This is a genomic window from Pseudomonas sp. TH15 (assembly GCF_016651105.1).
Lineage (GTDB): Bacteria > Pseudomonadota > Gammaproteobacteria > Pseudomonadales > Pseudomonadaceae > Aquipseudomonas.
On sequence record NZ_JAEKEL010000001.1, the window covers coordinates 2435173 to 2457525 of the forward strand.

The window sequence follows — 22353 nt, forward strand, 5'->3', positions numbered from 1 at the left end:
TCTAGCTTTCCCACTCCTTTTTGGTTCAGTTGCCCACGATATGTCACCTTTTAAAGGCCAGACCGGCCTAAAACGCATCCTTAACGCCTCCGGTTACTCGCTGGATGGCCTGCGCGCCGCCTTCACTGGCGAAGCGGCTTTTCGTCAGTTGGTGTTGCTCAACGTCATCCTGATTCCGATTTCGTTCTTCCTGAACGTCAGCCGCGTCGAACAGGCGTTATTGATCGCCGTCTGTCTGCTGGCCCTGATCGTCGAGTTGCTCAATTCGGCGGTAGAAGCGGCCATCGATCGCATTTCCCTTGAATTGCACCCACTGTCCAAGAACGCCAAGGACATGGGCAGCGCCGCGCAATTCGTGGCGTTGAGCATGATTGCGCTGGTGTGGGCGGTCATTCTGCTTTAAGCGATGGTGGGCAGCACGATCTCGTCGCTGCGCTGAACCCCGGCGGTGAAGGCGCGGCACAGATCGAGGAATTCGCGCATCGCCGATGTCTGATATTTCTGTTTGTGCCAGATGAAATAGAACTGCCGCGCCAGGTCGAGATCCGGTGTCTCCACCGCGACCAAACTGCCGCGTCGAAAGGCATCCCGCAGCGCCAGCCGCGAAATACAGCCAATCCCCAAGCCTGACTCCACCGCGCGTTTGATCGCTTCGGTGTGTTCTAGCTCCAGGCGAATGTTCAGCGCGCTGCGATGGTGACGCATGGCCTGGTCAAAAGTCAGTCGCGTCCCCGAGCCTTGTTCGCGCAGGATCCAGGCCTCATGGGTCAGCTCTTCCATGCTCGCCGTGCCGCGTTTGGCCAGCGGATGCTGGGGGGCGCAGAACACCACCAACTCATCTTCGACCCAGCTTTGCACTTCGATGTCGGGGTGGCTGCAGTCGCCTTCGATTAGACCCAGATCAATTTCATAGTGGGCGACTTGTTGCACGATGTTGGCAGTGTTCTGCACATGCAGCTTCACTTGGCTTTCCGGATGGCGCTGCATGAAGCTGCCGATCAGCAACGTCGCCAGGTAATTGCCGATCGTCAGGGTCGCGCCGACCGCTAGCGAGCCGAAACCGGACTTGCCGTTAAGCAGGTCTTCGATTTCCTTGGCCTGGTCGAGCAGGGCCACGGCTTGGGGCAGCAGCTGCTTGCCGAGGGCGTTGAGGCTCAGCCGTTTGCCGGCGCGGTCGAACAACTGACAGCTGCACTGGCGCTCTAGCTCGGTGATCGAGGTGCTTGCCGCCGACTGCGAGAGGTTGAGCAGGCCCGCAGCACGGGACACGCTTTCCTGCTGAGCGACGGCGACGAAGACTTGAAGTTGACGCAGAGTAAATCGCATATCGATATAACCGATAACCCTTATCTTAATAATCCAGTTAACAGATATTGTGGCTGCCATTAGAATGCGATGCAATTGCGCGCAGCCGCTCTTTTTTGTGGAGCAGGCGCAGAGCACGCGCAGACCAATCTCCAGGAGTCCGACGTACATGAGCAACATGAACCACGAGCGTGTCCTCAGTGTTCATCACTGGAACGACACTCTGTTCAGCTTCAAGTGCACCCGCGACCCGGGCCTGCGCTTCGAGAACGGTCAGTTCGTGATGATCGGCCTGCAACAGCCCAACGGCCGCCCGCTTATGCGCGCTTACTCGATTGCCAGCCCGAACTGGGAAGAGCATCTCGAGTTCTTCAGCATCAAGGTGCCTGATGGTCCGCTGACTTCGCAGTTGCAGCATCTGAAGGAAGGCGACGAGATCATCATCAGCAAGAAGCCTACCGGCACGCTGGTGCTGGATGACTTGAAGCCTGGCAAACATTTGTACCTGCTCAGCACCGGTACTGGTCTGGCGCCGTTCATGAGCGTCATTCAGGACCCGGAAACCTACGAGCGTTTCGAAAAAGTGATCCTGTGCCACGGCGTACGTTACGTCAACGAAGTCGCTTACCGCGAATTCATCACCGAGCACCTGCCGCAGAACGAATTCTTCGGCGAAGCCCTGCGTGACAAGTTGATCTACTACCCAACCGTGACCCGCGAGCCGTTCGAGAACGAAGGTCGCCTGACCGACCTGATGCGCAGCGGCAAGCTGTTCAGCGATATCGGTCTGCCACCGATCAACCCGCAGGACGACCGCGCCATGCTGTGCGGCAGCCCGAGCATGCTCGACGAAACCAGCGAAGTGCTGAACAGCTTCGGCCTGAAAGTTTCGCCGCGGATGCGCGAGCCGGGTGACTACCTGATCGAGCGTGCGTTCGTCGAGAAGTAAGCACACCGCATCACTGAAAAGCCCCCATTGCCTGTGCAGGCGATGGGGGCTTTTTTATGCCTGACACAATCCTCCGTAGGAGCTGACGAGTGAAACGAGGCTGCTCCTACGTGTTGGGAACCGGGATGACTTCCAGGACTCGGATCACCCCGGCCTCCGGGTAATGCCAGCGCACATCCAGGTCCCAGAACTGTGCGCCATATTCCCTTTCCGGCGTAGGAATCTGGTACGCCGGACGTGGGTCTTGCGCCAGGCATTGCTCAATCAGCGCCACTAACGGCTCGTCAAGGCGCTGAGCATGTGCGTGAGCCTGTTGCAGCGCCGAATCCGTCCACTGCACGGGAATCAGCTGCGGCGCGGCGCTGGCGATGCTATTGGACGCCGTGTCGATGATGTCGGCGTAAGGCACATAGGGTTTGATGTCGAGAATCGGCGTGCCGTCGAGCAAGTCGATCCCGGAAATCCACAGCCGATTGGCTTCAACCTTGTCCAGTTTGACCACTGACTGGCCGATCCCGTTGGGCCGATGCGTCGCACGAGTGGCGAACACGCCCATGGATTTATTACCGCCGAGGCGAGGAGGGCGGACTTTGAGTCGTGGCTTTTCTTCCAGGGCCTGATGGAACAGGAACAGCAGCCAGACATGGCTGACCTGCTCCAGCCCTTGCACCGCATCGCCTTGATCGAACGGCGCCACCAGCTCCAACACACCGCGAGCGGCCGGGGCCAGTTGCGGTTGGCGCGGGATGGCGAATTTCTCCTTGAAGCAGGAGCGCACGAAGCCGATGGGGGAAACGCTGTAGGTCATGGTCTGGGGTCGAAGCGGGGTAGGAGGCGGGCATGATAACCCGATCGCCCTCAGGTTCGGTGGCGCCTGTCAGTCCGTCATCGCGAGCAAGCTCGCTCCCACAGGGGACCTGCTGGGTTCACAAAATTTGTGACCACCCCGGATCAATTGTGGGAGCGAGCTTGCTCGCGAAGGCCGCGCCGCCGATCTAGAGACTAAACCCACCATCCAGCGGAATAATATTCCCGGTCATATACGCCCCAGCCGTACTCGCCAAACTGATCGCCAGCGCCGCCATCTCTTCCTCCCGGCCCCAGCGCTTCATCGGAATCAACGCCGTATCCTCCGCCAATGCTTTCTCATCACTGCCAATGTGCTGGGTCATCTTGCTCGGGAAACGTCCCGGCGCGATCACGTTGACGTTGATGTGCTGGCTGACCAGTTCCCGCGCCAGAATCCTCGACAGTTGATGCAGGGCCGCCTTGCTCGGCCCGTAGGCATAAGCCTGTTCACCGAAGGAAGAAATCCCTGCCACCGACCCAATGTTGATGATCCGCGCCGGATTCGCCGCCGATCCGCCCTTGCGCAGCAGCGGCAGAAACTGCTGGATGCAGTTGAACACCGAGGTCACATTCAGTTGCATGACCTTCTCCCAACCCTTGATCGGGTAGCTTTCCAGCGGCGCGCCCCACGTGGTGCCGGCGTTGTTGACCAGAATGTCGAGATGGGTGATCTGCTCGCCCAGCCGCGTAGCCAGTTGCAGCACGCCTTCTTCGGTGGCCAGGTTGGCCGCCAAGCCGTGGCAGCGACCAAACGCGCTCAGCTCCTCGGCCGTTTGCAGGCAGGCCTCGGCATCCCGCGCGCAGACGTACACCGTGGCGCCGGCCTCGACATAAGCCTTGGCGATCATTTTGCCGATACCACGGGTGCCGCCGGTCACCAGGGCGGTGCGGCCTTGCAGGGAAAAGTAGGGGTGCATGGCGAATCCTGAGTGCGGAGGGTCAATACACCCTAGCCGTCAGCCGCCAAAAGCGGAGCCACTATTTTTGCGAGGAATGGGGGGCCATACGGCCAGCTGCAAGCTACAAGCGGCCAGTCGAAGCGCGGTGGCCACTTGCAGCTTGCAGCTTGTAGCTGCTTTTACGCTCTCACGCGCAGGGTCAGGCCCTTGAGGAAGTTGCGCAGCAACTGGTCGCCACAGGTGCGGTAGTTGGTGTGGCCAAATTTGCGGAACAGCGCGCTCAGCTCAGGCTTGGACACCGGGAACTCGGAGGCCTTGAGGATCGCGTGCATGTCGTCTTCTTTCAGTTCGAAGGCCACGCGCAGTTTCTTCAGGATGATGTTGTTGGTCACCGGCGTTTCGATCGGCTGCGGCGGACGGCTTTCGTCCTTGCCACGCTTGAAGATCACCAAACCATCGAGGAAATGCGCCATGACGTCGTCCGGGCAGCGTACGAAGCCTTCCTCGTCTTCCTCTTTTTTATCGAGGTAGGTCAGCAGGTCTTCCATGGACACGTCCATGCCGCCGGTCTTGATGATCTCGATGACTTTCTTGTCGCTGATGTCGAGCATGTAGCGCACGCTGCGCAGTACGTCGTTGTGAATCATGGTGTGCAATCCTGATATTCGGCAGTGGGCGCCGCATAAACAGCGGCGCCGAGATGTAGGGCGGCGGGAAAAGTCTTAGAACTTCTCTTTGCCGGACAGGTAGCGCCATTGCCCCAGCGGCACTTTGCCGATGGACACGCCGCCGATGCGGATGCGGCGGATGGCGACGACCTTCAGACCAACGGCCTGGCAGAACAGGGCAATGACGCCCGGTTGTGGGTTCTTCATCGCAAAGCGCAGACGGTTTTCGTTCTGCCAACTGGCCTTGACCGGCGGCAGTTCCTTGCCCTTGTAAGTCAGGCCATGGTTCAGGCGATTGAGGCCGTGAGCCACCATCTCGCCTTCAACTTCGACCACATACTCTTGTTCGATTTTCGCGGAATCGGCGGTGAGCTTGCGCAGGATCTTCCAGTCCTGGGTGAACACCAGAAGACCGCTGGCGTTGGCTTGCAGGTCGGTGCTGGCGGTCAGGCGCAGGAAGTGGCCCTTGAGCGGACGTTTGCTGAAGCGGTGTTCTTCGCTCAGGGTTTCGGCGCTGATGGTTGCCATCGCCGTTTCCGCATCCACGCCCACGGGCACGTTCAGCAGAATCGTCACCGGCTCCGGCGCAGTGGCCTGGGCCTGCGGATCGAGCTCGACTTTCTGGTTCTCGACCTTGAACTGCGGCTCGTCGATGACTTCGCCGTCCACGGTGACCCAGCCGCCCTCGATGAACAGCTCAGCCTCCCGACGGGAACAGCCGACGAGTTCGATGAGGCGTTTGGAGAGACGAATCGGGTCAGTCATGACAGGGCCGTAACAAAAAGGGGGTGGGCATTGTACCTGCTGGGCGCCGGTTAATCCCGGCTCCATTTACACGGTGCTCGTATTCCCTGTGGGAGCTAGCCTGCTGGCGATTGCATCACCGCGGTGAATCTGGATGACCGCAGCGCCTGCATCGCCAGCAGGCTAGCTCCCACAGTGGGGTTGTGGTGTGTCAGGCATGGTTTGAGCGCTGTTGATTTTGGCGCATACGCATGTGCAACAGCGGATAAGGCTGGCCCATACCATCGACTTCCGAGCGGCCAATCACCTCGAAACCCTGCTTGAAGTAAAACCCCAGGGCTTGCGGGTTCTGTTCGTTGACGTCCAGTTCATCGGCGTTCAGGTGTTCCAGGGCATAGCGCAGCAGTTGCTTGCCTAGCCCTTGGCCGCGATGGGCCGGATCAATGAAGAGCATTTCGACCTTGCCCGCTGCGACACCCGCGAACCCGGTGATGCGCTGGCGCGAATCTTTGGTGCAGACCAGCATCACCGCGTCGAGGTAGCGGGTCAGCACCATGTTCTTCAGCAGTTCGATGTAGCTGTCCGGCAAAAAGTCGTGGGTGGCGCGCACCGAGGCCTCCCAGACCCGGGTGAGTTCTTCGTAGTCGCTCTGTTTCGGTGTGTGGATGACCGAATGTCGGCGCATGGCCCGATGCCCCTCGTTTTGTGAATGATGCGAGTCCTTTCTCCACAAAACGATAGACGTAAAAAAGCCCCGCATCTCGTCAAGAGAGCGGGGCTTTTCGTATTTTTTGCGTTTAGATCTGTTCAGCCCACAGGTCGTATTCGTCGGCGTCGGTCACTTTGCACCAGACTTTGTCGCCTGGCTTCAAGTTGCTGCCGTTGTCGATGAACACGTTGCCGTCGATTTCCGGGGCGTCGAAGAAGCAGCGGCCGACTGCGCCTTGCTCGTCGACTTCGTCCACCAGCACTTCGATTTCACGGCCGACACGCAGTTGCAGGCGCGCCGAGCTGATGGCTTGTTGGTGCGCCATGAAGCGGTCCCAACGGTCTTGCTTGACGTCGTCCGGCACGATAGCCGCGTCCAGCAGGTTGGCCGGTGCGCCTTCGACCGGCGAGTACTGGAAGCAGCCGACGCGATCGAGTTGCGCTTCGGTCAGCCAGTCCAGCAGGTACTGGAAGTCTTCTTCGGTTTCGCCGGGGAAGCCGACGATGAAGGTCGAACGGATGATCAGGTCCGGGCAGATCACGCGCCAGTTCTTGATTCGTGCCAGGGTCTTGTCTTCGAAGGCCGGGCGTTTCATGGCTTTCAGGACTTTCGGGCTGGCGTGCTGGAACGGGATGTCCAGGTACGGCAGGATCTTGCCGGCGGCCATCAACGGGATCAGCTCGTCAACGTGCGGGTACGGGTAAACGTAGTGCAAGCGAACCCAGACGCCAAGGCTGCTCAGGGCTTCGCAGAGTTCGGTCATGCGGGTTTTGACCGGCGCGCCGTTCCAGAAACCGGTGCGGTACTTCACGTCGACGCCATAGGCACTGGTGTCTTGCGAGATCACCAACAGCTCTTTGACGCCGGCCTTGACCAGGCGCTGGGCCTCGTCGAGCACATCACCGACCGGACGGCTGACCAGTTTGCCGCGCATCGACGGGATGATGCAGAAGCTGCAGCTGTGGTTGCAGCCTTCGGAAATCTTCAGGTACGCGTAATGGCGCGGGGTCAGCTTGATGCCTTGCGGCGGCACCAGGTCGATCAGCGGGTTGTGATCCTGGCGCGGCGGCACGGCGTCGTGCACGGCGTTGACCACTTGCTCGTACTGCTGCGGACCGGTCACGGCCAGCACGCTTGGGTGTACTTTGCGAATGTTGCCTTCTTCGACGCCCATGCAGCCGGTCACGATGACCTTGCCGTTTTCCTTGATGGCTTCGCCGATTACTTCCAGGGATTCAGCCTTGGCCGAGTCGATGAAGCCGCAGGTGTTGACCACCACGACGTCGGCGTCCTCGTAAGTGGACACAACGTCATAGCCTTCCATGCGCAACTGGGTAAGGATGCGCTCGGAGTCGACCAGTGCTTTGGGGCAACCCAGGGATACGAAGCCAACCTTTGGATTGGCCGGCGCAGGAGTGGTGGACATGTCTAACCTCGGTATTTGTGACGCCTCCAGCCGTGATCGGCAAGGCGACGAACGGGCGCTTACGTCCTGTCTCGTGAATACGCTGTTTTTGACGTCGTCAAAAAGCAGCAGTGAGTCGCGAGACAGGACGTTTTGTGCGCCTCTGATCAAAAAGTGCGCAATTCTAGCGATGAGACGCGCACTTGACCAGCATTATGAGGGAAATGCGACGAGTGCTGCGCTATGCTTCGCGCCGTTACGCTTTACCGAATTTTTACAGTCAACAAATCGTCTGTAACCTTACGTAAAACAGCGCATGCTGCACGGCAAAGCATAGTGCTTCTTATAAGAAGTCCGGGTCTGAGTAGTAGGAGTTTTGGATGGGGCAGGCAAGTAGTCAGGCAGCGGGCGGCGAGCATTCGACAGCAAAACCGATCGGCATGCTGGTTGCGGCGGTCGGGGTGGTTTACGGCGATATCGGCACAAGCCCGCTGTACACCCTTAAAGAGGTTTTCTCTGGGCATTACGGTGTGCCGGTCAACCATGACGGGGTCTTCGGCATTCTGGCGCTGATCTTCTGGTCGTTGATCTGGGTCGTTTCGATCAAGTACGTGCTGTTTATTCTGCGCGCCGACAACCAGGGGGAAGGCGGGATTATGGCGCTGACCGCTCTGGCTCGTCGTGCGGCTTCGCCTTATCCGAGACTGCGTGCGGTGTTGGTGATTCTGGGGCTGATCGGCGCAGCGCTGTTTTATGGCGACAGCATGATCACCCCGGCGATCTCCGTGTTGTCGGCGGTGGAAGGTCTCGAATTGGCGTTCGATGGACTGGAACGCTGGGTCGTGCCGTTATCGCTGGTGGTGCTGGTGGCACTGTTCCTGATCCAGAAGCACGGTACAGATCGCATCGGCAAGTTGTTCGGCCCGGTCATGGTGTTGTGGTTTGTGGTGCTGGGCGGGCTCGGTGTCAGCGGCATCCTGAAGCATCCAGAAGTCCTCAATGCACTGAATCCAGTCTGGGGCGTGCGGTTCTTCACGGTGCATCCAGGCATGGGTTTGGCGATTCTCGGCGCCGTGGTGCTGGCGCTGACCGGTGCCGAGGCCTTGTACGCAGACATGGGCCACTTCGGTCGTAAACCGATCGCCCGTGCCTGGTTCGCCTTGGTGCTGCCGGCGCTGGTGCTGAACTACTTCGGTCAGGGCGCCTTGCTGCTGGGTGATCCGGAAGCGGCGCGTAACCCGTTCTACCTGTTGGCGCCGAACTGGGCGTTGATTCCGCTGGTGGTGTTGTCGACGCTGGCCACGGTGATCGCTTCGCAAGCGGTGATTTCCGGCGCGTTCTCGCTGACCCGCCAGGCGATCCAGTTGGGTTACATCCCGCGCATGCACATTCAGCACACTTCCAGTGCCGAGCAGGGGCAGATTTACATTGGCGCGGTGAACTGGGCGCTGATGGTCGGGGTGATCCTGCTGGTCATTGGCTTTGAATCTTCAAGCGCCCTGGCTTCGGCCTACGGTGTAGCAGTGACCGGGACCATGTTGATCACCAGTATTCTGGTGTCGGCGGTGATGTTGCTGCTATGGAAATGGCCACCGATACTGGCGGTGCCGATTCTGATTGGCTTCGTGCTGGTGGACGGGCTGTACTTCGCCGCCAACGTGCCGAAAATCATTCAGGGCGGTGCCTTTCCGGTGCTGGCGGGGATCGTGCTGTTTATCCTCATGACCACCTGGAAGCGCGGTAAAGAGCTGCTGGTGGATCGACTGGACGAGGGCGGCCTGCCGCTGCCGATCTTCATCAGCAGTATCCGTGTGCAGCCGCCGCATCGGGTCCAGGGCACTGCCGTGTTCCTGACCGCGCGCCCGGACGCTGTGCCCCACGCCTTGTTGCACAACCTGCTGCATAACCAGGTGTTGCATGAGCAAGTGGTGCTGCTGACCGTGGTGTACGAAGACATCCCGCGGGTACCGGCGCAACGACGCTTTGAAGTCGATTCCTACGGCGAAGGGTTCTTCCGGGTGATCCTGCACTTCGGCTTCACCGACGAGCCGGACGTGCCGCAAGCCCTGAAACTGTGCCACCTCGACGAGCTGGATTTCAGCCCGATGCGCACCACCTACTTCCTCAGCCGCGAGACGGTCATCGCCTCCAAGCTCGAAGGCATGGCGCGCTGGCGTGAGGCGCTGTTCGCCTTCATGCTGAAGAACGCCAACGGCAACCTGCGCTTCTTCAAGCTGCCGGTGAACCGGGTGATTGAGCTGGGTACTCAGGTCGAGATGTAAGCCGGCGTCATCAGAGAGCCCCCGTCAGCCCTGCGGCTGGCGGGGGCTTTTTGTGCCCGCAGATAAACCCCAAATGCACCACAAATCCCCTGTGGGAGCTGGCTTGCCAGCGATGAGGCTGGCACATTCAGACTCAGTGTCGACCGTGTGCAAATCATTCAGGTACGTATGACGGCATCAGCGGAACAAGAAGTACGGGATGAACCGAAGGACCTCCGGATCGAAAAGAGGGCCAGTGAACGATTGCTTATTTTTGATCTGGCCCAAGCAATCAGCCATGACGATATGCGGGCAAAGTACGCCTGCGAGGATTGACGATTATTTGAGTCCAGCGCAATTCCCCTGTGGGAGCGAGCCTGCTCGCGAAGGCGTAGTGTCAGTCGACGAATCTGCAAATTGACCCACTGCATTCGCGAGCAGGCTCGCTCCCACAGGGGATTTTGGTGGCTGCTGGAATGTAAAAGCCCCCGCAGCTTCACAGTTGCGAGGGCTTTTCGGTGGCGTGGCTCAGATCACTCTTCGGCGACCTGGCTTGCTGCCTGACGCTTGACGATGATGTCCACCAAGCGCTGTGCCAGCGCCGGGTAGTTCTCGTCGAAGTGGTGGCCGCCAGGCAGCTTCACTGCTTCGCCCACGGCGGTCTTGTCGGTGCAGCCGCTCTCGTCGACTTCTTCTGCGCCGTAGATGCACACCACTTTTTCCGGTGGCAGCTTGGCCATTTCCGGGCCGGTGGCGGCTTCTTTGCCGGCGTTGCCGAGCCAGCCTTCGACTTCAATTTCGAAGCTGCCGGTGCGGGCGAAGGCCAGCAGGATGATCGCATCAACCCGCTGCTGTTCCGACTCTGCCAGACGGTTGTAGATCGCCGGCAGTACGTCAGCGCCGAACGAGTAACCGGTCAGGATGAAGCGTTTGGTGCCCCACTTCTGGCGGTAGTGCTGCATCAGTTCGGCCAGGTCCAGAGCGCTTTGCTCCGGGCTCTTGTGCTGCCAGTAGTAGCGCAGGGTGTCGATGCCGACCACCGGGTAGCCGATTTTGGCCATCTCGCCCGCAACGTCGCGGTCCAGGTCGCGCCAGCCGCCGTCACCGGACAGGAACAGGGTGACGGTGTCCTTGGCCTGACCGGCCGGGACTTCAACCACTGGAATTTGCAGGCCGCCGTTGCCCTTGTCGGTGCCGACGAGGATTTTGCGCAGTTCGTTGTTCAGCACTTGCGGCAGGTTGATGTCGTAGTCGCTGATGCTGGTTTCGGCATTCGGTTGGTCGCGCACGAAACCGGCGCTGGTGTCGTCCGGGTTGTCGTTCCAGGCTACCAGCCAGTGGCCGTGAGCCGCTTTCTTCGGCATCAGCTTATTGGTGCAGGTGGCCTTTTCCAGCGCCAGGTCCACCGAGATGGCCTGGGCCTTGTCGTCCTTCTGCTCGGCCAGCCAGCGCCAGGCCAGCACGGCGCCAGGGCCGATGCCGCTGACCAGGGTCGCCGGAGCTTTGAGCTCGCGCTCGGCCGCTTGCAGGGCGCGGTCTTGCAGCAGGCAGTCCTTGGGCAGAATCACCTGGACGATGTGTGCCGAAGCACTGCGGCTCAATGCCTTGAGTTGCTGGTCACTGAGCTTTTGTTCGTCGGCGACAGCCACGATCACCTGGGCCTTTGCCTTGGTGCCGGGTGTCACTCGGGTCAGCGTGATGCCGTCAGCCGGCGTCAGCAGTTCGAGGGTCGGTTCTGGTAACGGGCGTTTCATGTACCAGTAACCGCCACCGACAATCAGGGCCAGCACTACCAGTGTGGCCAGTACGTACCGCAAGGAGCGTTGAATCATCAGCGTTTCACCAATCCAGTCAAGCCGCCCGCAATCAGGGCAGCAGTATCGGCCAGGGCAACCAGCGGATCGAGTCCGGCGGGCACGGCCATATAACGGGGTTCCCAGTCAGGCTGGAACTTGTCTTTAAAGCGGCGTAAGCCTTGGAAGTTGTAGAGCTGCTCACCACGGCGGAAAACCATCGAGCCCAGACGCTGGGTCAGCGGTGCGCCACGACGGGGTTGTAGACCCGACAGCGGCACCATGCCCAGGCTGAAGCGCGCGTATCCATGATTTTTATAATGTTGAATCAGGCCGACCATCATGTATTCCATGGTCAGTTTGGGGGCATCAGGGTGCGCGCGCATCAGGTCGAGGCTGGCCAAATCATGGCTGTAGGTCTCGAGCAGGTTGGCGAACGCCACTGGGCGCCCTTCGAAACGAATCACCGCGACGCGGAAATGCTTGATGTAATCATCACTGAAGCGGCCGAGGGAGAAGCCTTTCTCGCGGACATTCTTGCCGGTCAGCCAGGCATCGGAAATCACCCGCAGCTCGTCCATCGGTGCCTGCCCCGGCTCATGGATCTCCAGCGACAGGCCATCGCGGGTGCCACGGTTCCAGGTGTAGCGCAGGTCTTTCATCTCTTTGCCTTTGGCTTCGAGATCAAAGCGATGCAGATCCACCCGGGCTTCTTCGCCGAGTTTGATCGCCGTCAGGCCGATGTCCATATAGTACGGCAGGTTCTCGGCGCGCACTTGATAGAACACGGGGCGGGCGTGGTGGAGGTCGCAGAGGTCGCGGAACTGCCAGATCATTTCCGCCCGTTGCTGGGTCGGGCCGATCGGGTCGTACAGCGCCACCAGGCTGCGGCCACGGCGGGCGTACATCAGAAACGCCTCATCGTTGGGGTGGAACAGCAACGCCTTGTCACCGGTCAGCGCGAGACCGCCATCGGGTTGCGACGAGGCCATCAGGATCTTTACCGCGCGATCCAGTTCGTCCGGTGTCGGCAGATGGATGATCGGGCGCGCAGTACGCAGCAACCAGGTCAGCGATACCACCACCAACAGCACGGCGGCACCCAGCAGCGAACGCAAGCCGCGGGGCGCGTCAGCGTCGAGGGTGAACTGCCACCAGAGTTGATGGCTGTACGGAACGTCCTGATAAGCAAACAGCAGCAGCCACATCGAAGCGCCGAGTACGCACAGGCTTGAGACCAGATACAGCGGCGAGAACGGCAGTTCGGTCAGGCGACTGGCACGATAGAACGAGCGCCGGAACACCCCGAGCAGGCTCGCGGTCAGGGTCATGAGGCAGGCTTCTTCCCAATCGAAACCCTTGAGCAGCGAAAGCACGGCGCCGACCAGCAACAGAATGGTGGTCAGCATCCACGCTGCCGACAATCGACGACGCAGGCCCTGCGCCAGCAACAGGCACAGTACGCCGACCAGACTGGCGCCGAAGTGGGAGGCATCAACCAGTCGATGTGGAATCAGAAAGCCGATGTGTTCCAGGCGAGTGTCGATTTCCGGGGTTGCGCCGGAGAACAGCAGCACCACGCCGGACATGAACACCAGCAACGCCAGGATCGGCGCCGCCAGACCCGAGGCCGCCCGAAGTGATTGGCGGGACTGGAACAGGCGCTGGCCTTCGTTGATCAACAAGAGCAGGCAGGCGACCAGCAATGGCAGCACCACATAAATCAGTCGATACAGCAGCAGGGCGGCGGCCAAGGGTGCAGCGCCGAGCTTGTCGGCGAACGCGGCCAGCAGAATCGCTTCGAATACCCCGACACCGCCGGGCACATGACTGAGTACGCCGGCGGCCAGGGCCAGCAGATAGATCAGCATGAAGGCGCCAAACGGTGGGGCTTCCGGCAGCAACAGGTAGAGCACGGTCGCGGCAGCGGCCACATCCAGAGCGGTGATCACCAGTTGCAGGAACGTCAGGCGACGACCTGGCAGGCGCAGCGTGCGACGTCCGGCCTTGACCAGCAGGTTGTCCGGGTAAGGTTGCTCCGGCAGGCGCCGGCGATAAATGCCGATCGCCAGCACGGTCGCCAGCAGCAGGACGCCAGCGGCGATCACACCCAGCAAGGTCTCTGAGAGGCCAAGGGCGGCAGACGCGGCGGGCAGGTTGCTCAGGGTTGCCAATGCCGCCAGCGGGGGCAGGGCGCAACCGAGGGAGAGGCTGGCGAACAGCGTCATGTGGGCGACATCGGAAGCCCCCAGACCGTGACGTGCATATAAACGGTAGCGAACCGAGCCGCCCGACAGCATCGACAGACCGATGGCGTTGCCAATGGCGAATGCGGTGAAGCCGCCCAGGGCCAGCGTGCGTGGCGCCAATGTGACGCCGGCATAGCGGCTGGCGGACCATTCGTAGCCGAGCAAAATGATGAAGCCGACGACGGTCGCGCCCAATGCGCCGATCAATGCCGGTTTAGGGACTTCCAGAATAGAGTCGTGGAGCGCATACAGATCGAGTTCGCTTAATAGATGGCGACAGGCAATCAGCGCGATAGCGAACAATAGCAAAGTGACCGCAAGCCCGATGGGCTGACGGTATTTGCTGACCAGATCAAGCAGGCGCAAACGCTCGGCCTTGATAGGTTGTGTCGCTGTGACGGTGTCTTGTGGATCAGACGAGTTGGCGCGCATCAATCACCTCTTGGATTGTGCGCGACAGGATGGAGGTATCGAGCCAAGTTACCAATCCCTGTAGAAAAAAATAATCACAAATATTAACGCCTCTCACCGGTTTAGGGTGATGGCACGTCATCGGTCGTAGAGGGCCTGTCTGGCACAGAGCATAGTCTGAACTCAGACTGTAGGTGATCCCAAACGGTTCACTGCACAGTGACAGATCATTGTTGCGAAAGGACTTTTTCAACAGATACAAAAAAGGCCACTCTTTCGAGCAGCCTTTTTTGATGTTTGGTTGCGGGAGCCGGATTTGAACCGACGACCTTCGGGTTATGAGCCCGACGAGCTACCAGACTGCTCCATCCCGCGTCTGTGTGGCGGCATTCTACAGCGGAACGCCGGGGTGTCAACGGTTAATCTTGAATCAGGTCAAATAAGCGTGAATTAGTGTCGAACGGTGGTGGGGGAGCGATAAGTTTCGGAATCTGAACGATTTCTTGTTTTTGCCTGGCGCGTGGATGAACGGTCTGTTTCTGCGTTCGATCGTACAAAACGAGCACGCACAAAAAAGGCCACTCTTTCGAGTAGCCTTTTTTGATGTTTGGTTGCGGGAGCCGGATTTGAACCGACGACCTTCGGGTTATGAGCCCGACGAGCTACCAGACTGCTCCATCCCGCGTCTGTGTGTCGGCATTCTACAGCGCAGCGCTGGTGTGTCAACCTTCAATTTAGATAAAACCTCTTCCTGTTCAATCGCTTAGCTGCAAAAAGGGAGGGGTGACTGCGCTGTAAGGCACGCGTGGCAAGGCTTGCAGCTCTATCGGCGAGTGCTTTTCGATTGAGAAAATAAATTCATGTGGCCTTTTCTTACGGGAGGATAAGAAGATTCAGAGTACTGGTGCTATATACAGGTGTCAGTGAGATACTGCCGGTCCGGCTCGTCATTACGTCTTTTCCTTGCCATGAACACTGCCTTTATATGACTCAGCGCAAAATCATCCACGTCGATTGTGACTGCTTCTACGCCGCCATCGAGATGCGTGATGACCCGCGCCTGGCGGGTAAGCCATTGGCGGTGGGCGGGTCGGCAGATCGGCGCGGGGTGATTGCCACCTGCAATTACGAAGCACGGGCCTATGGTGTGCGTTCGGCAATGTCTTCCGGGCATGCCTTGAAGCTGTGTCCGGACCTGACCATCGTCAAGCCGCGGATGGATGCCTATAGAGAAGCGTCGAAGGAAATTCATACGATCTTCAGCGATTACACCGACTTGATCGAGCCGCTTTCCCTCGATGAGGCTTACCTGGACGTGTCGGACTGCGCACACTTTGGCGGCAGCGCCACGCGAATTGCCCAGGACATCCGGCGCCGGGTCTCCAATCAATTGCACATCACCGTCTCGGCAGGGGTGGCACCGAACAAATTTCTCGCCAAGATCGCCAGTGACTGGAAGAAGCCCAACGGCTTGTTCGTGATCACACCGGATCAGGTGGACGACTTCGTCAGCGGTTTACCCGTGAGCAAGCTGCATGGTGTGGGCAAGGTGACGGCCGACAAGCTCAGTAAGCTCGGCATCAATGACTGCGCGCAGTTGCGTGAGTGGAACAAGTTGGCGCTGGTGCGCGAATTCGGCAGTTTCGGTGAGCGACTCTGGAGCCTGGCCCGTGGGATCGATGAGCGGCTGGTGCATAACGACAACCGTCGGCAGTCCATCAGCGTCGAAAATACCTATGACGTGGATCTGCCGGATCTGGTGAGCTGCCTGGATAAGCTGCCCGAGTTGCTGGAAACCCTGAAAACGCGCATGGCACGGATCGACAGCAGTTATCGACCGGGCAAGCCGTTCGTCAAAGTGAAGTTTCATGACTTTACCCAGACGACGCTGGAGCAGGCCGGGGCAGGGCGGGATCTGGGCAGTTATCAGTTGATGCTGACGCAGGCGTTCAATCGCGGCGGGAAACCGGTGCGGTTATTGGGGGTTGGGGTGCGGCTGGAGGATTTGCGCGGCGGGTTTGAGCAGATGGAGTTGTTCGAGCGGTAGTTTTGCGATGAGTGTCGGTCAGCCTTCGCGAGCAGGCTCGCTCCCACATGGTTTTTGTATACGACACAAATCCAATGTGGGAGCGAGCCTGCTCGCGAAGCTTTTAGCTGTTGCTGTTAATTCGGCCCTGGATCCGCCACCAATCGCCCCGCATCCCTGGTCAAGGACTTGAGGAATTCGGTCTGCAATTCAGGATCGTTGCGCGTCAGTTCGATCAGGCTCTGTTCCAGCTCGCTGGCTTCTTCTTCCAACCCGAGTTCCGACAAGCGTTTGACCCGGTGTACCCACTGGCTCACTTCGTCGTCTTCGAGATCGTCGTAAATCAGCCCGTGCGCTTCGAGCAGCTTGCTGCGCAAGGTACTGCTGATCGCCAGGGACGAATCGGTGTGCACATCGTCCTGGCCATCTTCGACCGTGATCAACAGCCGGGTCAGATGATTGATGTCATGTTCGGCGAACGGGCTGTCCAACAGGTTCAGGCGCAATACGCCGTTCTTGTCGGTGGTCAGTTCGAAGGTGTCCTTGCCGGCCTTGACCTGCACCGGGCGCTCGCTCCAAGGCAGGCTCGAGTATTCCGTGCGTTTATCACGCTGGACTTCGTCGATGCCAGCCAGGTTTTGCTGCGCGCGACCGTGGGACTGCACGTTCATGAACGGGTTGATCCCGGCGAAACCGTAGCTGAGCCAGTCCTTCGTCACACTGTCCGGCAAGGTGCCGAAGGCAAACACGTTGACCACGTTCGCGCCGACGCCTGCCACTATCGCCACCATGCCCAGCGGGATCTCGTAGATCTCCCGCCAGGGTTGGTACGGCGTGTAGCGGTCATAGCGACGGGTCACTTCGTATTCAGTGACTTCGAAGGTTTTTTGCTCGTGGATTTTCACCCGTCGTTGCGGCAGCTCAAGTGTCTTGGGCTCGCCGACATCGATCAGCAGGCTGTGATCGAGCAATTTGCGCTCGACCCGTTCCTCGTGCTCGCTGCGTTGTGACATCTGATTGGCACAGCCGCTGACCAACAGGGTGCCGCAAAGTGCGGCACCACCGAGGCCTAAGGTGTTTCGCTTGAACATGACTTCTCTATCTGGTGTCAGCGGCGGATACGGGCCTGGAGGAAGGACAGCACGTCAGCGACCGGCAGCGCTTGCGCCTCGGCCTCGGTGCGGCTCTTGTATTCCAGATTGCCATCGGCGAGGCCGCGGTCACTGACCACGATCCGGTGAGGAATGCCGATCAGCTCCATGTCCGCGAACTTGATGCCTGGGCTGGTTTTCTTGTCGCGGTCGTCCAGCAGCACTTCGAAACCGGCCGCAGTCAGTTCTGCGTACAGCTTGTCGGTGGCTTCGCGAACCTGTTCGTTGTCGTAGCGCAGTGGCACCAAAGCGATCTGGAATGGTGCGAGGGTGTCGCTCCAGATGATCCCTTTGTCGTCGTTGTTCTGCTCGATGGCCGCAGCCACCACGCGGGACACGCCGATACCGTAGCAACCCATTTCCAGGGTGACCGGCTTGCCGTTCTCGCCCAGTACTTCGCACTTCATCGCTTTGCTGTACTTGTTGCCCAGCTGGAAGATGTGCCCGACTTCGATGCCGCGCTTGATTTCCAGGGTGCCCTTGCCGTCCGGGCTTGGGTCGCCGGCGACAACGTTACGCAGGTCAGCGACGGTTGGAACCGGCAGATCACGCTCCCAGTTCACGCCGAAGTAGTGCTTGTCGTCGATGTTGGCGCCAATCCCGAAGTCGCTCATCAGCTCGACCGAACGGTCGATGATGATTGGCAGCGGCAGGTTCAACGGGCCGAGCGAGCCGGCACCAGCGCCAATGGCGTCGCGCAGTTCGGATTCGGAAGCCATGACCAGTGGGCTGGCAACGCCTGGCTGTTGGGCGGCCTTGATTTCGTTCAACTCGTGGTCGCCACGGATGATCAGGGCAATCAGCTTGCCTGCTTCTTCGGCGTGAACCACGAGGGTCTTGATGGTTTTTTCGATCGGCAGGCCAAAGCCTTCGACCAGTTGCGCAATGGTCTTGGCGTTCGGGGTGTCGACCAGGCGCAGCTCTTCGGCAGGCGCAGCGCGGGAAGTTTCGCGCGGTACGGCTTCGGCTTTCTCGATGTTCGCGGCGTAGTCGGAGCCATTGCTGAACACGATATCGTCTTCGCCGGACTCGGCCAGTACGTGGAACTCGTGGGAGCCGGCACCGCCGATGGAGCCGTTGTCGGCTTCAACAGGGCGGTACTTCAGGCCCAAGCGAGTGAATACGTTGCAATAAGCCTGGTGCATGCGGTCATAGGTGACCTGCAGCGATGGCTGATCGGCGTGGAAGGAGTAGGCGTCCTTCATGATGAATTCGCGACCGCGCATCAAGCCGAAGCGTGGACGGATTTCGTCACGGAACTTGGTCTGGATCTGATACAGATTGATCGGCAGCTGTTTGTAGCTGCTCAACTCGTTGCGCATCAGGTCGGTGATCACTTCTTCATGGGTCGGGCCGGCGCAGAAATCGCGACCGTGACGATCCTTGAAGCGCAGCAATTCCGGGCCGTATTCTTCCCAGCGACCGGATTCCTGCCACAGCTCAGCCGGTTGAGTGCTCGGCATCAACACTTCAAGCGAGCCGGCGGCGTTCATTTCTTCACGAACGACGGCTTCGACCTTGCGCATTACTCGCAAGCCCATCGGCAGCCAGGTGTACAGGCCCGAGGCGAGTTTGCGGATCATGCCGGCGCGCAGCATCAGCTGGTGGCTGATCACGACCGCGTCGGAAGGCGTTTCTTTCTGTGTGGCGAGCAAAAATTGACTGGTGCGCATGGTTGGCCGTTGTCGGTTGCTGATGACGAGAAATGACGGAGCATTGTACGGGCGAGATCTGCTGACGTACAGAAGTGCGGCCGGCGGTGAGGCCGCAAGGGCGGATTTCTCCAGCCCTTCGGGACGTTTCCTACGACTCTTCCGCGATCGGGGTTTGTACCCGTTCGGGTGTTGGCGTGGGGCCGGCGCGGCGGTTTTCCTGATACCAGTGCAGCGCGATCAGCAGCAGTGTCGGCACGCCGAGCAGCGCGGTGATGATGAAGAAGTTGTGGTAGCCGAACTTCTCCACCATGACTCCGGAGTAACCACCGATCAGGCGCGGCAGCAAGAGCATGATCGAGCTGAGCAGGGCGTATTGGGTGGCCGAGAACTTGAGGTTGGTCAGGCTCGACAGGTAGGCAACGAACGCCGAGGTCGCCATGCCCGAACTGAAGTTGTCCAGGGAAATGGTGACAATCAGCATCTGCAGGTTGGCGCCCATGTCGGCGAGCATCACGAACAACAGGTTGGTGGCGGCCGAGGCGACACCGCCGATGAACAGGATCGGCAGGATGCCGAAACGTACGATCAGCAGGCCGCCCATGCCGGCGCCGAGCAGCGTCATGATCAGGCCGAAAATTTTGCTGACGCCGGCAATCTGATCCTTGGTGAAGCCCTGGTCGATATAGAACACGTTGGCCATTACGCCCATGACCGTGTCGGACATTCGATAGGTAGCAATCAGCCCCAGCAGCAGGAAGGCCTGCCAGCGGTAGCGCAGGATAAAGTCGTTGACCGGCGTCAGCACCGGCGCCAGGCCGCGGCGACCCATGGTCGAAAGGCACAGGGCGGTGAGCAGGGTGTAAAGGATCGCGCGCAGGAAGGCGCGGTCTTCGAGCAGCAGGTCGAGCAGGCTTACGCCGCCGAACAGCACACTCGCAAAGTCGGTGTTATAGAGCTGGGTGAACATGGCGGGCACGGATACCAGCAACACGATCAGCACGAACACCGACATCAGTTGATGCGCAAAGCTGTAGCGCCCGGCCTGAAGCTGCGTGCGCAGTGGCACCGGCGGTTCGCGCATAAAAAAGGTGGTGAGCAGCGCCGGGATCATCAAGGCGCCAAACAGCACATAGGTGCCGGTCCAGGCCGAGTGCTGGTAGTTGAAGCCGGTAGAGCCGAAGCCTTCCGCGAAGAACAGCGCACCGGCGGTAGCCAGCAACGCCGCGATCCGATAGCCGGACATATAACTGGCGGCCAGCGCAGCCTGGCGACTGTCTTCCGCGATTTCCAGGCGATAGGCGTCCACCGCGATGTCTTGTGTCGCGGAGGCGAAAGCGACGACCACGGCAATGGCGATCAGCCAGGACAGGTGCTTCTGCGGGTCGCAGAAGCCCATGCCGATCAGGCCTAGGATTACCAGCGATTGGGCCAGCACCAGCCAGGAACGTCGGCGGCCCAGTTTTCCGAGTAATGGCAGGCGCCATTGATCGAGCAGGGGGGACCACACCCATTTAAAGGCGTAGGCCAAACCGATCAGGCTTGCATAGCCGATGGTTTCGCGGGCCACACCGGCCTCACGCAACCAGACCGACAGCGTCGAAAACACCAACATGTAGGGCAGGCCGGCGGCGAAACCAAGCAGCAACAGCACGAGTGTTGAAGGGCTGGCATAGGCGGCGAGCGCGGCGCGCCAGGTTTTACGGGGCATGGGCTGAAGTCTGCCTCAAGATTACGGAAACAAAGCGCGCACTCTAACCGCTGTGCTCTACCGGGCGCCAGCCATGACGCTGAATATCAACACGATTGTTCAGGATACTGATGCCCTCGGTGCGTAAACGCGCGCGTTGCTCGTCCCCGGAAGGGCTGCCGACAGGCAGGCTGATCCGACCGCCGGCACCCAGCACGCGGTGCCAGGGCAGCTTGGTGTCGCCGGGCAATTGGCTCAATGTACGTCCGACCCAGCGAGCGGCGCGGCCCAGGCCGGCCAGTTCGGCCAGTTGTCCGTAACTCACGACTTTACCCTCAGGCACTTGGGCCAGCGTCAGGTAGAGCGCCGTGCGTCGGATTTGGGCTGGGCTTTCGGTTTCGGTGGTCGTGTCTGTCACGTCCGCGGTTCCTGAAGAAATTTACTTTGCTGTCAGTAGATTAAGTCCTGGAGTGTCAATTGAGAAATGAACTCAATAGAAATAGTCGGGTCAGTCCTTGCTAGCGCGTTATTCCTACGGATAATGCCGACTTTTTTTCGCAAACCAGAGCCTTTGATTCGCTTATGTTGTCCAGAACCTTGCTGTGCCTCGCTGTTTTCAGTGCTTCCACGCCTTTGCTCGCCGACACCGTGTGGTTGAAAAACGGTGACAAGTTGAGTGGCAAGATCACCCTGTTCGATGGCGGCAAACTGTTGATCCAGACGGCCTATGCCGGTGCTGTTCCGATTGACTGGAAACAGGTCAAAACCCTGGAAAGCGATCAGGAATTGCTGGTCAAGCAGGATGCCTATAACGGCGAGAAAGCCAAATCATTAAAAGCGGCCGAAGACGGCAAGGTCACCTTGGCCAATGGCGAAGCGCCGAAAACGGTCGAGCTGGCGAGTATCCAGCAGATCCTCAAGCCCAAGCCTGTGGTCGAAGACCTGGTGTGGAAGGGCAATGTCGACATGGCGCTGGATTACCAGCGCGCAGAGAAAGACACTGACGACTACGACATCGGCTTCAAAACCTCGGCCCGGCATGGTCGCTGGCGCCATACGGCGGAGGGCGAGTACAACCGGGAATTCCAGGATGGCGAGGTCACTACCGACAACTGGCGTGCCGAATACTCCCTTGACCGATTCCTGACGGATAACTGGTTCTGGCAAGGTCGAATCAATTACAAAAGCGACCACGTTGAAGAGTTGGCCCGTCAGCGCGTAGTGGGTACAGGTCCGGGGTATCAATTCTGGGACAACGAACTCGGCGCATTCTCGCTCGGCTCGCTGCTCAACCGCACCGATTACGAATACCGGGATGGCAGCAAGGACAACTTCTATTCCGTGGCCATGAAATGGGACTACAACCGCTACCTGATTGGCAAAAAGGTCGAGTTCTTCACCAATGGCGAGCTGGGCAAGCCGCTGTCCGGCGTGGCCGACTACGCGCTCGATGCCGAGATGGGGTTGCGCTACAAGGTGACGGATTGGGCTTCGCTTAACCTGAAGGCCGAGCGGGATATCATCAGCGGGACCAATGATGCTGATTTGAACAAGACGCGCTATACCGCAGGGTTTGGCGTGGCTTGGTAAGG

Annotated in this window: 18 protein-coding genes and 2 tRNA genes; 5 read left to right on the forward strand and 15 right to left on the reverse strand. The window is 59.6% G+C overall.

Annotated elements, in window-relative coordinates:
• Window positions 1–40: 40 nt before the first annotated feature.
• On the forward strand, window positions 41–403 hold the full coding sequence (locus tag JFT87_RS10940; RefSeq protein ID WP_046029258.1) for a diacylglycerol kinase: 363 nt from the start codon (window positions 41–43) through the stop codon (window positions 401–403).
• On the opposite strand, the gene JFT87_RS10945 is transcribed toward JFT87_RS10940, so the two are convergent.
• Window positions 400–1326 (reverse strand): LysR family transcriptional regulator, encoded by a 927-nt coding sequence (locus JFT87_RS10945; RefSeq protein ID WP_201195435.1) that lies wholly within the window; start codon window positions 1324–1326, stop codon window positions 400–402. The two genes, JFT87_RS10940 and JFT87_RS10945, sit on opposite strands and share 4 nt — an antisense overlap.
• Before the next feature lie 148 nt (window positions 1327–1474).
• Between JFT87_RS10945 and fpr the strand changes: the two genes are divergently transcribed.
• Window positions 1475–2254 (forward strand): ferredoxin-NADP reductase, encoded by a 780-nt coding sequence (fpr, locus tag JFT87_RS10950; protein ID WP_003443014.1) that lies wholly within the window; start codon window positions 1475–1477, stop codon window positions 2252–2254.
• Window positions 2255–2360: 106 nt separating this feature from the next.
• Here the strand turns inward: fpr and tsaA are convergent, their stop codons facing one another.
• The 6 genes from tsaA to rimO form a co-directional block, all read right to left on the reverse strand.
• Entirely contained in the window at window positions 2361–3062 is a 702-nt protein-coding gene (tsaA, locus tag JFT87_RS10955) for a tRNA (N6-threonylcarbamoyladenosine(37)-N6)-methyltransferase TrmO (RefSeq protein ID WP_201201192.1), read from the reverse strand.
• A gap of 187 nt (window positions 3063–3249) precedes the next feature.
• The gene (locus tag JFT87_RS10960) at window positions 3250–4020 is read right to left on the reverse strand and encodes an SDR family oxidoreductase (protein WP_201201193.1); all 771 of its coding nucleotides are present in this window, start codon (window positions 4018–4020) and stop codon (window positions 3250–3252) included.
• Window positions 4021–4181: 161 nt separating this feature from the next.
• A complete protein-coding gene (locus tag JFT87_RS10965; RefSeq protein ID WP_201201195.1) occupies window positions 4182–4649 on the reverse strand; it encodes a DUF1456 family protein in 468 nt (155 codons plus the stop codon).
• Window positions 4650–4724: 75 nt separating this feature from the next.
• Window positions 4725–5435, reverse strand: a complete 711-nt coding sequence (locus JFT87_RS10970; protein WP_201201197.1) for an rRNA pseudouridine synthase — start codon at window positions 5433–5435, stop codon at window positions 4725–4727.
• Window positions 5436–5625: 190 nt separating this feature from the next.
• Window positions 5626–6099 carry an acetyltransferase gene (locus JFT87_RS10975; RefSeq protein ID WP_201201199.1) on the reverse strand — a complete coding sequence of 158 codons (474 nt, stop codon included), beginning with the start codon at window positions 6097–6099 and terminating at the stop codon, window positions 5626–5628.
• Between the two features lie 112 nt (window positions 6100–6211).
• Window positions 6212–7549 carry a 30S ribosomal protein S12 methylthiotransferase RimO gene (gene rimO, locus JFT87_RS10980; RefSeq protein WP_201201202.1) on the reverse strand — a complete coding sequence of 446 codons (1338 nt, stop codon included), beginning with the start codon at window positions 7547–7549 and terminating at the stop codon, window positions 6212–6214.
• A 359-nt stretch (window positions 7550–7908) separates the two neighbouring features.
• Here rimO and JFT87_RS10985 point away from each other — a divergent pair, with 359 nt between their 5' ends.
• Entirely contained in the window at window positions 7909–9810 is a 1902-nt protein-coding gene (locus tag JFT87_RS10985) for a potassium transporter Kup (protein WP_201201203.1), read from the forward strand.
• A gap of 512 nt (window positions 9811–10322) precedes the next feature.
• Here the strand turns inward: JFT87_RS10985 and JFT87_RS10990 are convergent.
• The 4 genes from JFT87_RS10990 to JFT87_RS11005 form a co-directional block, all read right to left on the reverse strand.
• Window positions 10323–11621: a virulence factor family protein gene (locus JFT87_RS10990; RefSeq protein WP_201201204.1), complete on the reverse strand. Its 1299-nt coding sequence runs from the start codon at window positions 11619–11621 to the stop codon at window positions 10323–10325.
• A complete protein-coding gene (gene mprF / locus JFT87_RS10995) occupies window positions 11621–14263 on the reverse strand; it encodes a bifunctional lysylphosphatidylglycerol flippase/synthetase MprF (protein ID WP_201201206.1) in 2643 nt (880 codons plus the stop codon). The genes JFT87_RS10990 and mprF overlap by 1 nt, the downstream gene beginning before the upstream one ends.
• Window positions 14264–14540: 277 nt before the next feature.
• A tRNA-Met gene (locus JFT87_RS11000) sits at window positions 14541–14617 on the reverse strand.
• 233 nt (window positions 14618–14850) lie between these two features.
• Window positions 14851–14927 (reverse strand) — tRNA-Met (locus JFT87_RS11005).
• 300 nt (window positions 14928–15227) lie between these two features.
• Between JFT87_RS11005 and dinB the strand changes: the two genes are divergently transcribed.
• Entirely contained in the window at window positions 15228–16289 is a 1062-nt protein-coding gene (dinB, locus tag JFT87_RS11010; protein WP_201201210.1) for a DNA polymerase IV, read from the forward strand.
• A gap of 116 nt (window positions 16290–16405) precedes the next feature.
• Here dinB and JFT87_RS11015 read toward each other — a convergent pair whose 3' ends face one another.
• From JFT87_RS11015 to JFT87_RS11030, 4 genes are all read right to left on the reverse strand, one after another.
• Window positions 16406–17359, reverse strand: coding sequence for a hypothetical protein (locus JFT87_RS11015; protein WP_201201211.1), 954 nt, complete (start codon window positions 17357–17359; stop codon window positions 16406–16408).
• 17 nt (window positions 17360–17376) lie between these two features.
• On the reverse strand, window positions 17377–19092 hold the full coding sequence (locus JFT87_RS11020; RefSeq protein WP_201201212.1) for a proline--tRNA ligase: 1716 nt from the start codon (window positions 19090–19092) through the stop codon (window positions 17377–17379).
• Window positions 19093–19222: 130 nt separating this feature from the next.
• A complete protein-coding gene (locus JFT87_RS11025) occupies window positions 19223–20782 on the reverse strand; it encodes an AmpG family muropeptide MFS transporter (RefSeq protein WP_201201213.1) in 1560 nt (519 codons plus the stop codon).
• 43 nt (window positions 20783–20825) lie between these two features.
• The gene (locus JFT87_RS11030; protein WP_201201215.1) at window positions 20826–21179 is read right to left on the reverse strand and encodes an MGMT family protein; all 354 of its coding nucleotides are present in this window, start codon (window positions 21177–21179) and stop codon (window positions 20826–20828) included.
• Window positions 21180–21343: 164 nt separating this feature from the next.
• Here JFT87_RS11030 and JFT87_RS11035 point away from each other — a divergent pair, with 164 nt between their 5' ends.
• Window positions 21344–22351 (forward strand): DUF481 domain-containing protein, encoded by a 1008-nt coding sequence (locus JFT87_RS11035; protein WP_201201217.1) that lies wholly within the window; start codon window positions 21344–21346, stop codon window positions 22349–22351.
• Window positions 22352–22353: the final 2 nt, after the last annotated feature.

What these genes read in the sequence shown, in the direction of transcription:
- JFT87_RS10945 (WP_201195435.1), bottom strand. Translation starts at nt 1,326, where the DNA reads ATGCGATTTACTCTGCGTCAACTTCAAGTCTTCGTCGCCGTCGCTCAG.
- JFT87_RS11025 (WP_201201213.1), bottom strand. Translation starts at nt 20,782, where the DNA reads ATGCCCCGTAAAACCTGGCGCGCCGCGCTCGCCGCCTATGCCAGCCCT.
- rimO (WP_201201202.1), bottom strand. Translation starts at nt 7,549, where the DNA reads ATGTCCACCACTCCTGCGCCGGCCAATCCAAAGGTTGGCTTCGTATCC.
- JFT87_RS11015 (WP_201201211.1), bottom strand. Translation starts at nt 17,359, where the DNA reads ATGTTCAAGCGAAACACCTTAGGCCTCGGTGGTGCCGCACTTTGCGGC.
- JFT87_RS10990 (WP_201201204.1), bottom strand. Translation starts at nt 11,621, where the DNA reads ATGATTCAACGCTCCTTGCGGTACGTACTGGCCACACTGGTAGTGCTG.
- JFT87_RS10940 (WP_046029258.1), top strand. Translation starts at nt 41, where the DNA reads ATGTCACCTTTTAAAGGCCAGACCGGCCTAAAACGCATCCTTAACGCC.
- JFT87_RS10970 (WP_201201197.1), bottom strand. Translation starts at nt 5,435, where the DNA reads ATGACTGACCCGATTCGTCTCTCCAAACGCCTCATCGAACTCGTCGGC.
- JFT87_RS10960 (WP_201201193.1), bottom strand. Translation starts at nt 4,020, where the DNA reads ATGCACCCCTACTTTTCCCTGCAAGGCCGCACCGCCCTGGTGACCGGC.
- JFT87_RS11035 (WP_201201217.1), top strand. Translation starts at nt 21,344, where the DNA reads ATGTTGTCCAGAACCTTGCTGTGCCTCGCTGTTTTCAGTGCTTCCACG.
- tsaA (WP_201201192.1), bottom strand. Translation starts at nt 3,062, where the DNA reads ATGACCTACAGCGTTTCCCCCATCGGCTTCGTGCGCTCCTGCTTCAAG.
- JFT87_RS10975 (WP_201201199.1), bottom strand. Translation starts at nt 6,099, where the DNA reads ATGCGCCGACATTCGGTCATCCACACACCGAAACAGAGCGACTACGAA.
- mprF (WP_201201206.1), bottom strand. Translation starts at nt 14,263, where the DNA reads ATGCGCGCCAACTCGTCTGATCCACAAGACACCGTCACAGCGACACAA.
- fpr (WP_003443014.1), top strand. Translation starts at nt 1,475, where the DNA reads ATGAGCAACATGAACCACGAGCGTGTCCTCAGTGTTCATCACTGGAAC.
- JFT87_RS11020 (WP_201201212.1), bottom strand. Translation starts at nt 19,092, where the DNA reads ATGCGCACCAGTCAATTTTTGCTCGCCACACAGAAAGAAACGCCTTCC.
- dinB (WP_201201210.1), top strand. Translation starts at nt 15,228, where the DNA reads ATGACTCAGCGCAAAATCATCCACGTCGATTGTGACTGCTTCTACGCC.
- JFT87_RS10985 (WP_201201203.1), top strand. Translation starts at nt 7,909, where the DNA reads ATGGGGCAGGCAAGTAGTCAGGCAGCGGGCGGCGAGCATTCGACAGCA.
- JFT87_RS10965 (WP_201201195.1), bottom strand. Translation starts at nt 4,649, where the DNA reads ATGATTCACAACGACGTACTGCGCAGCGTGCGCTACATGCTCGACATC.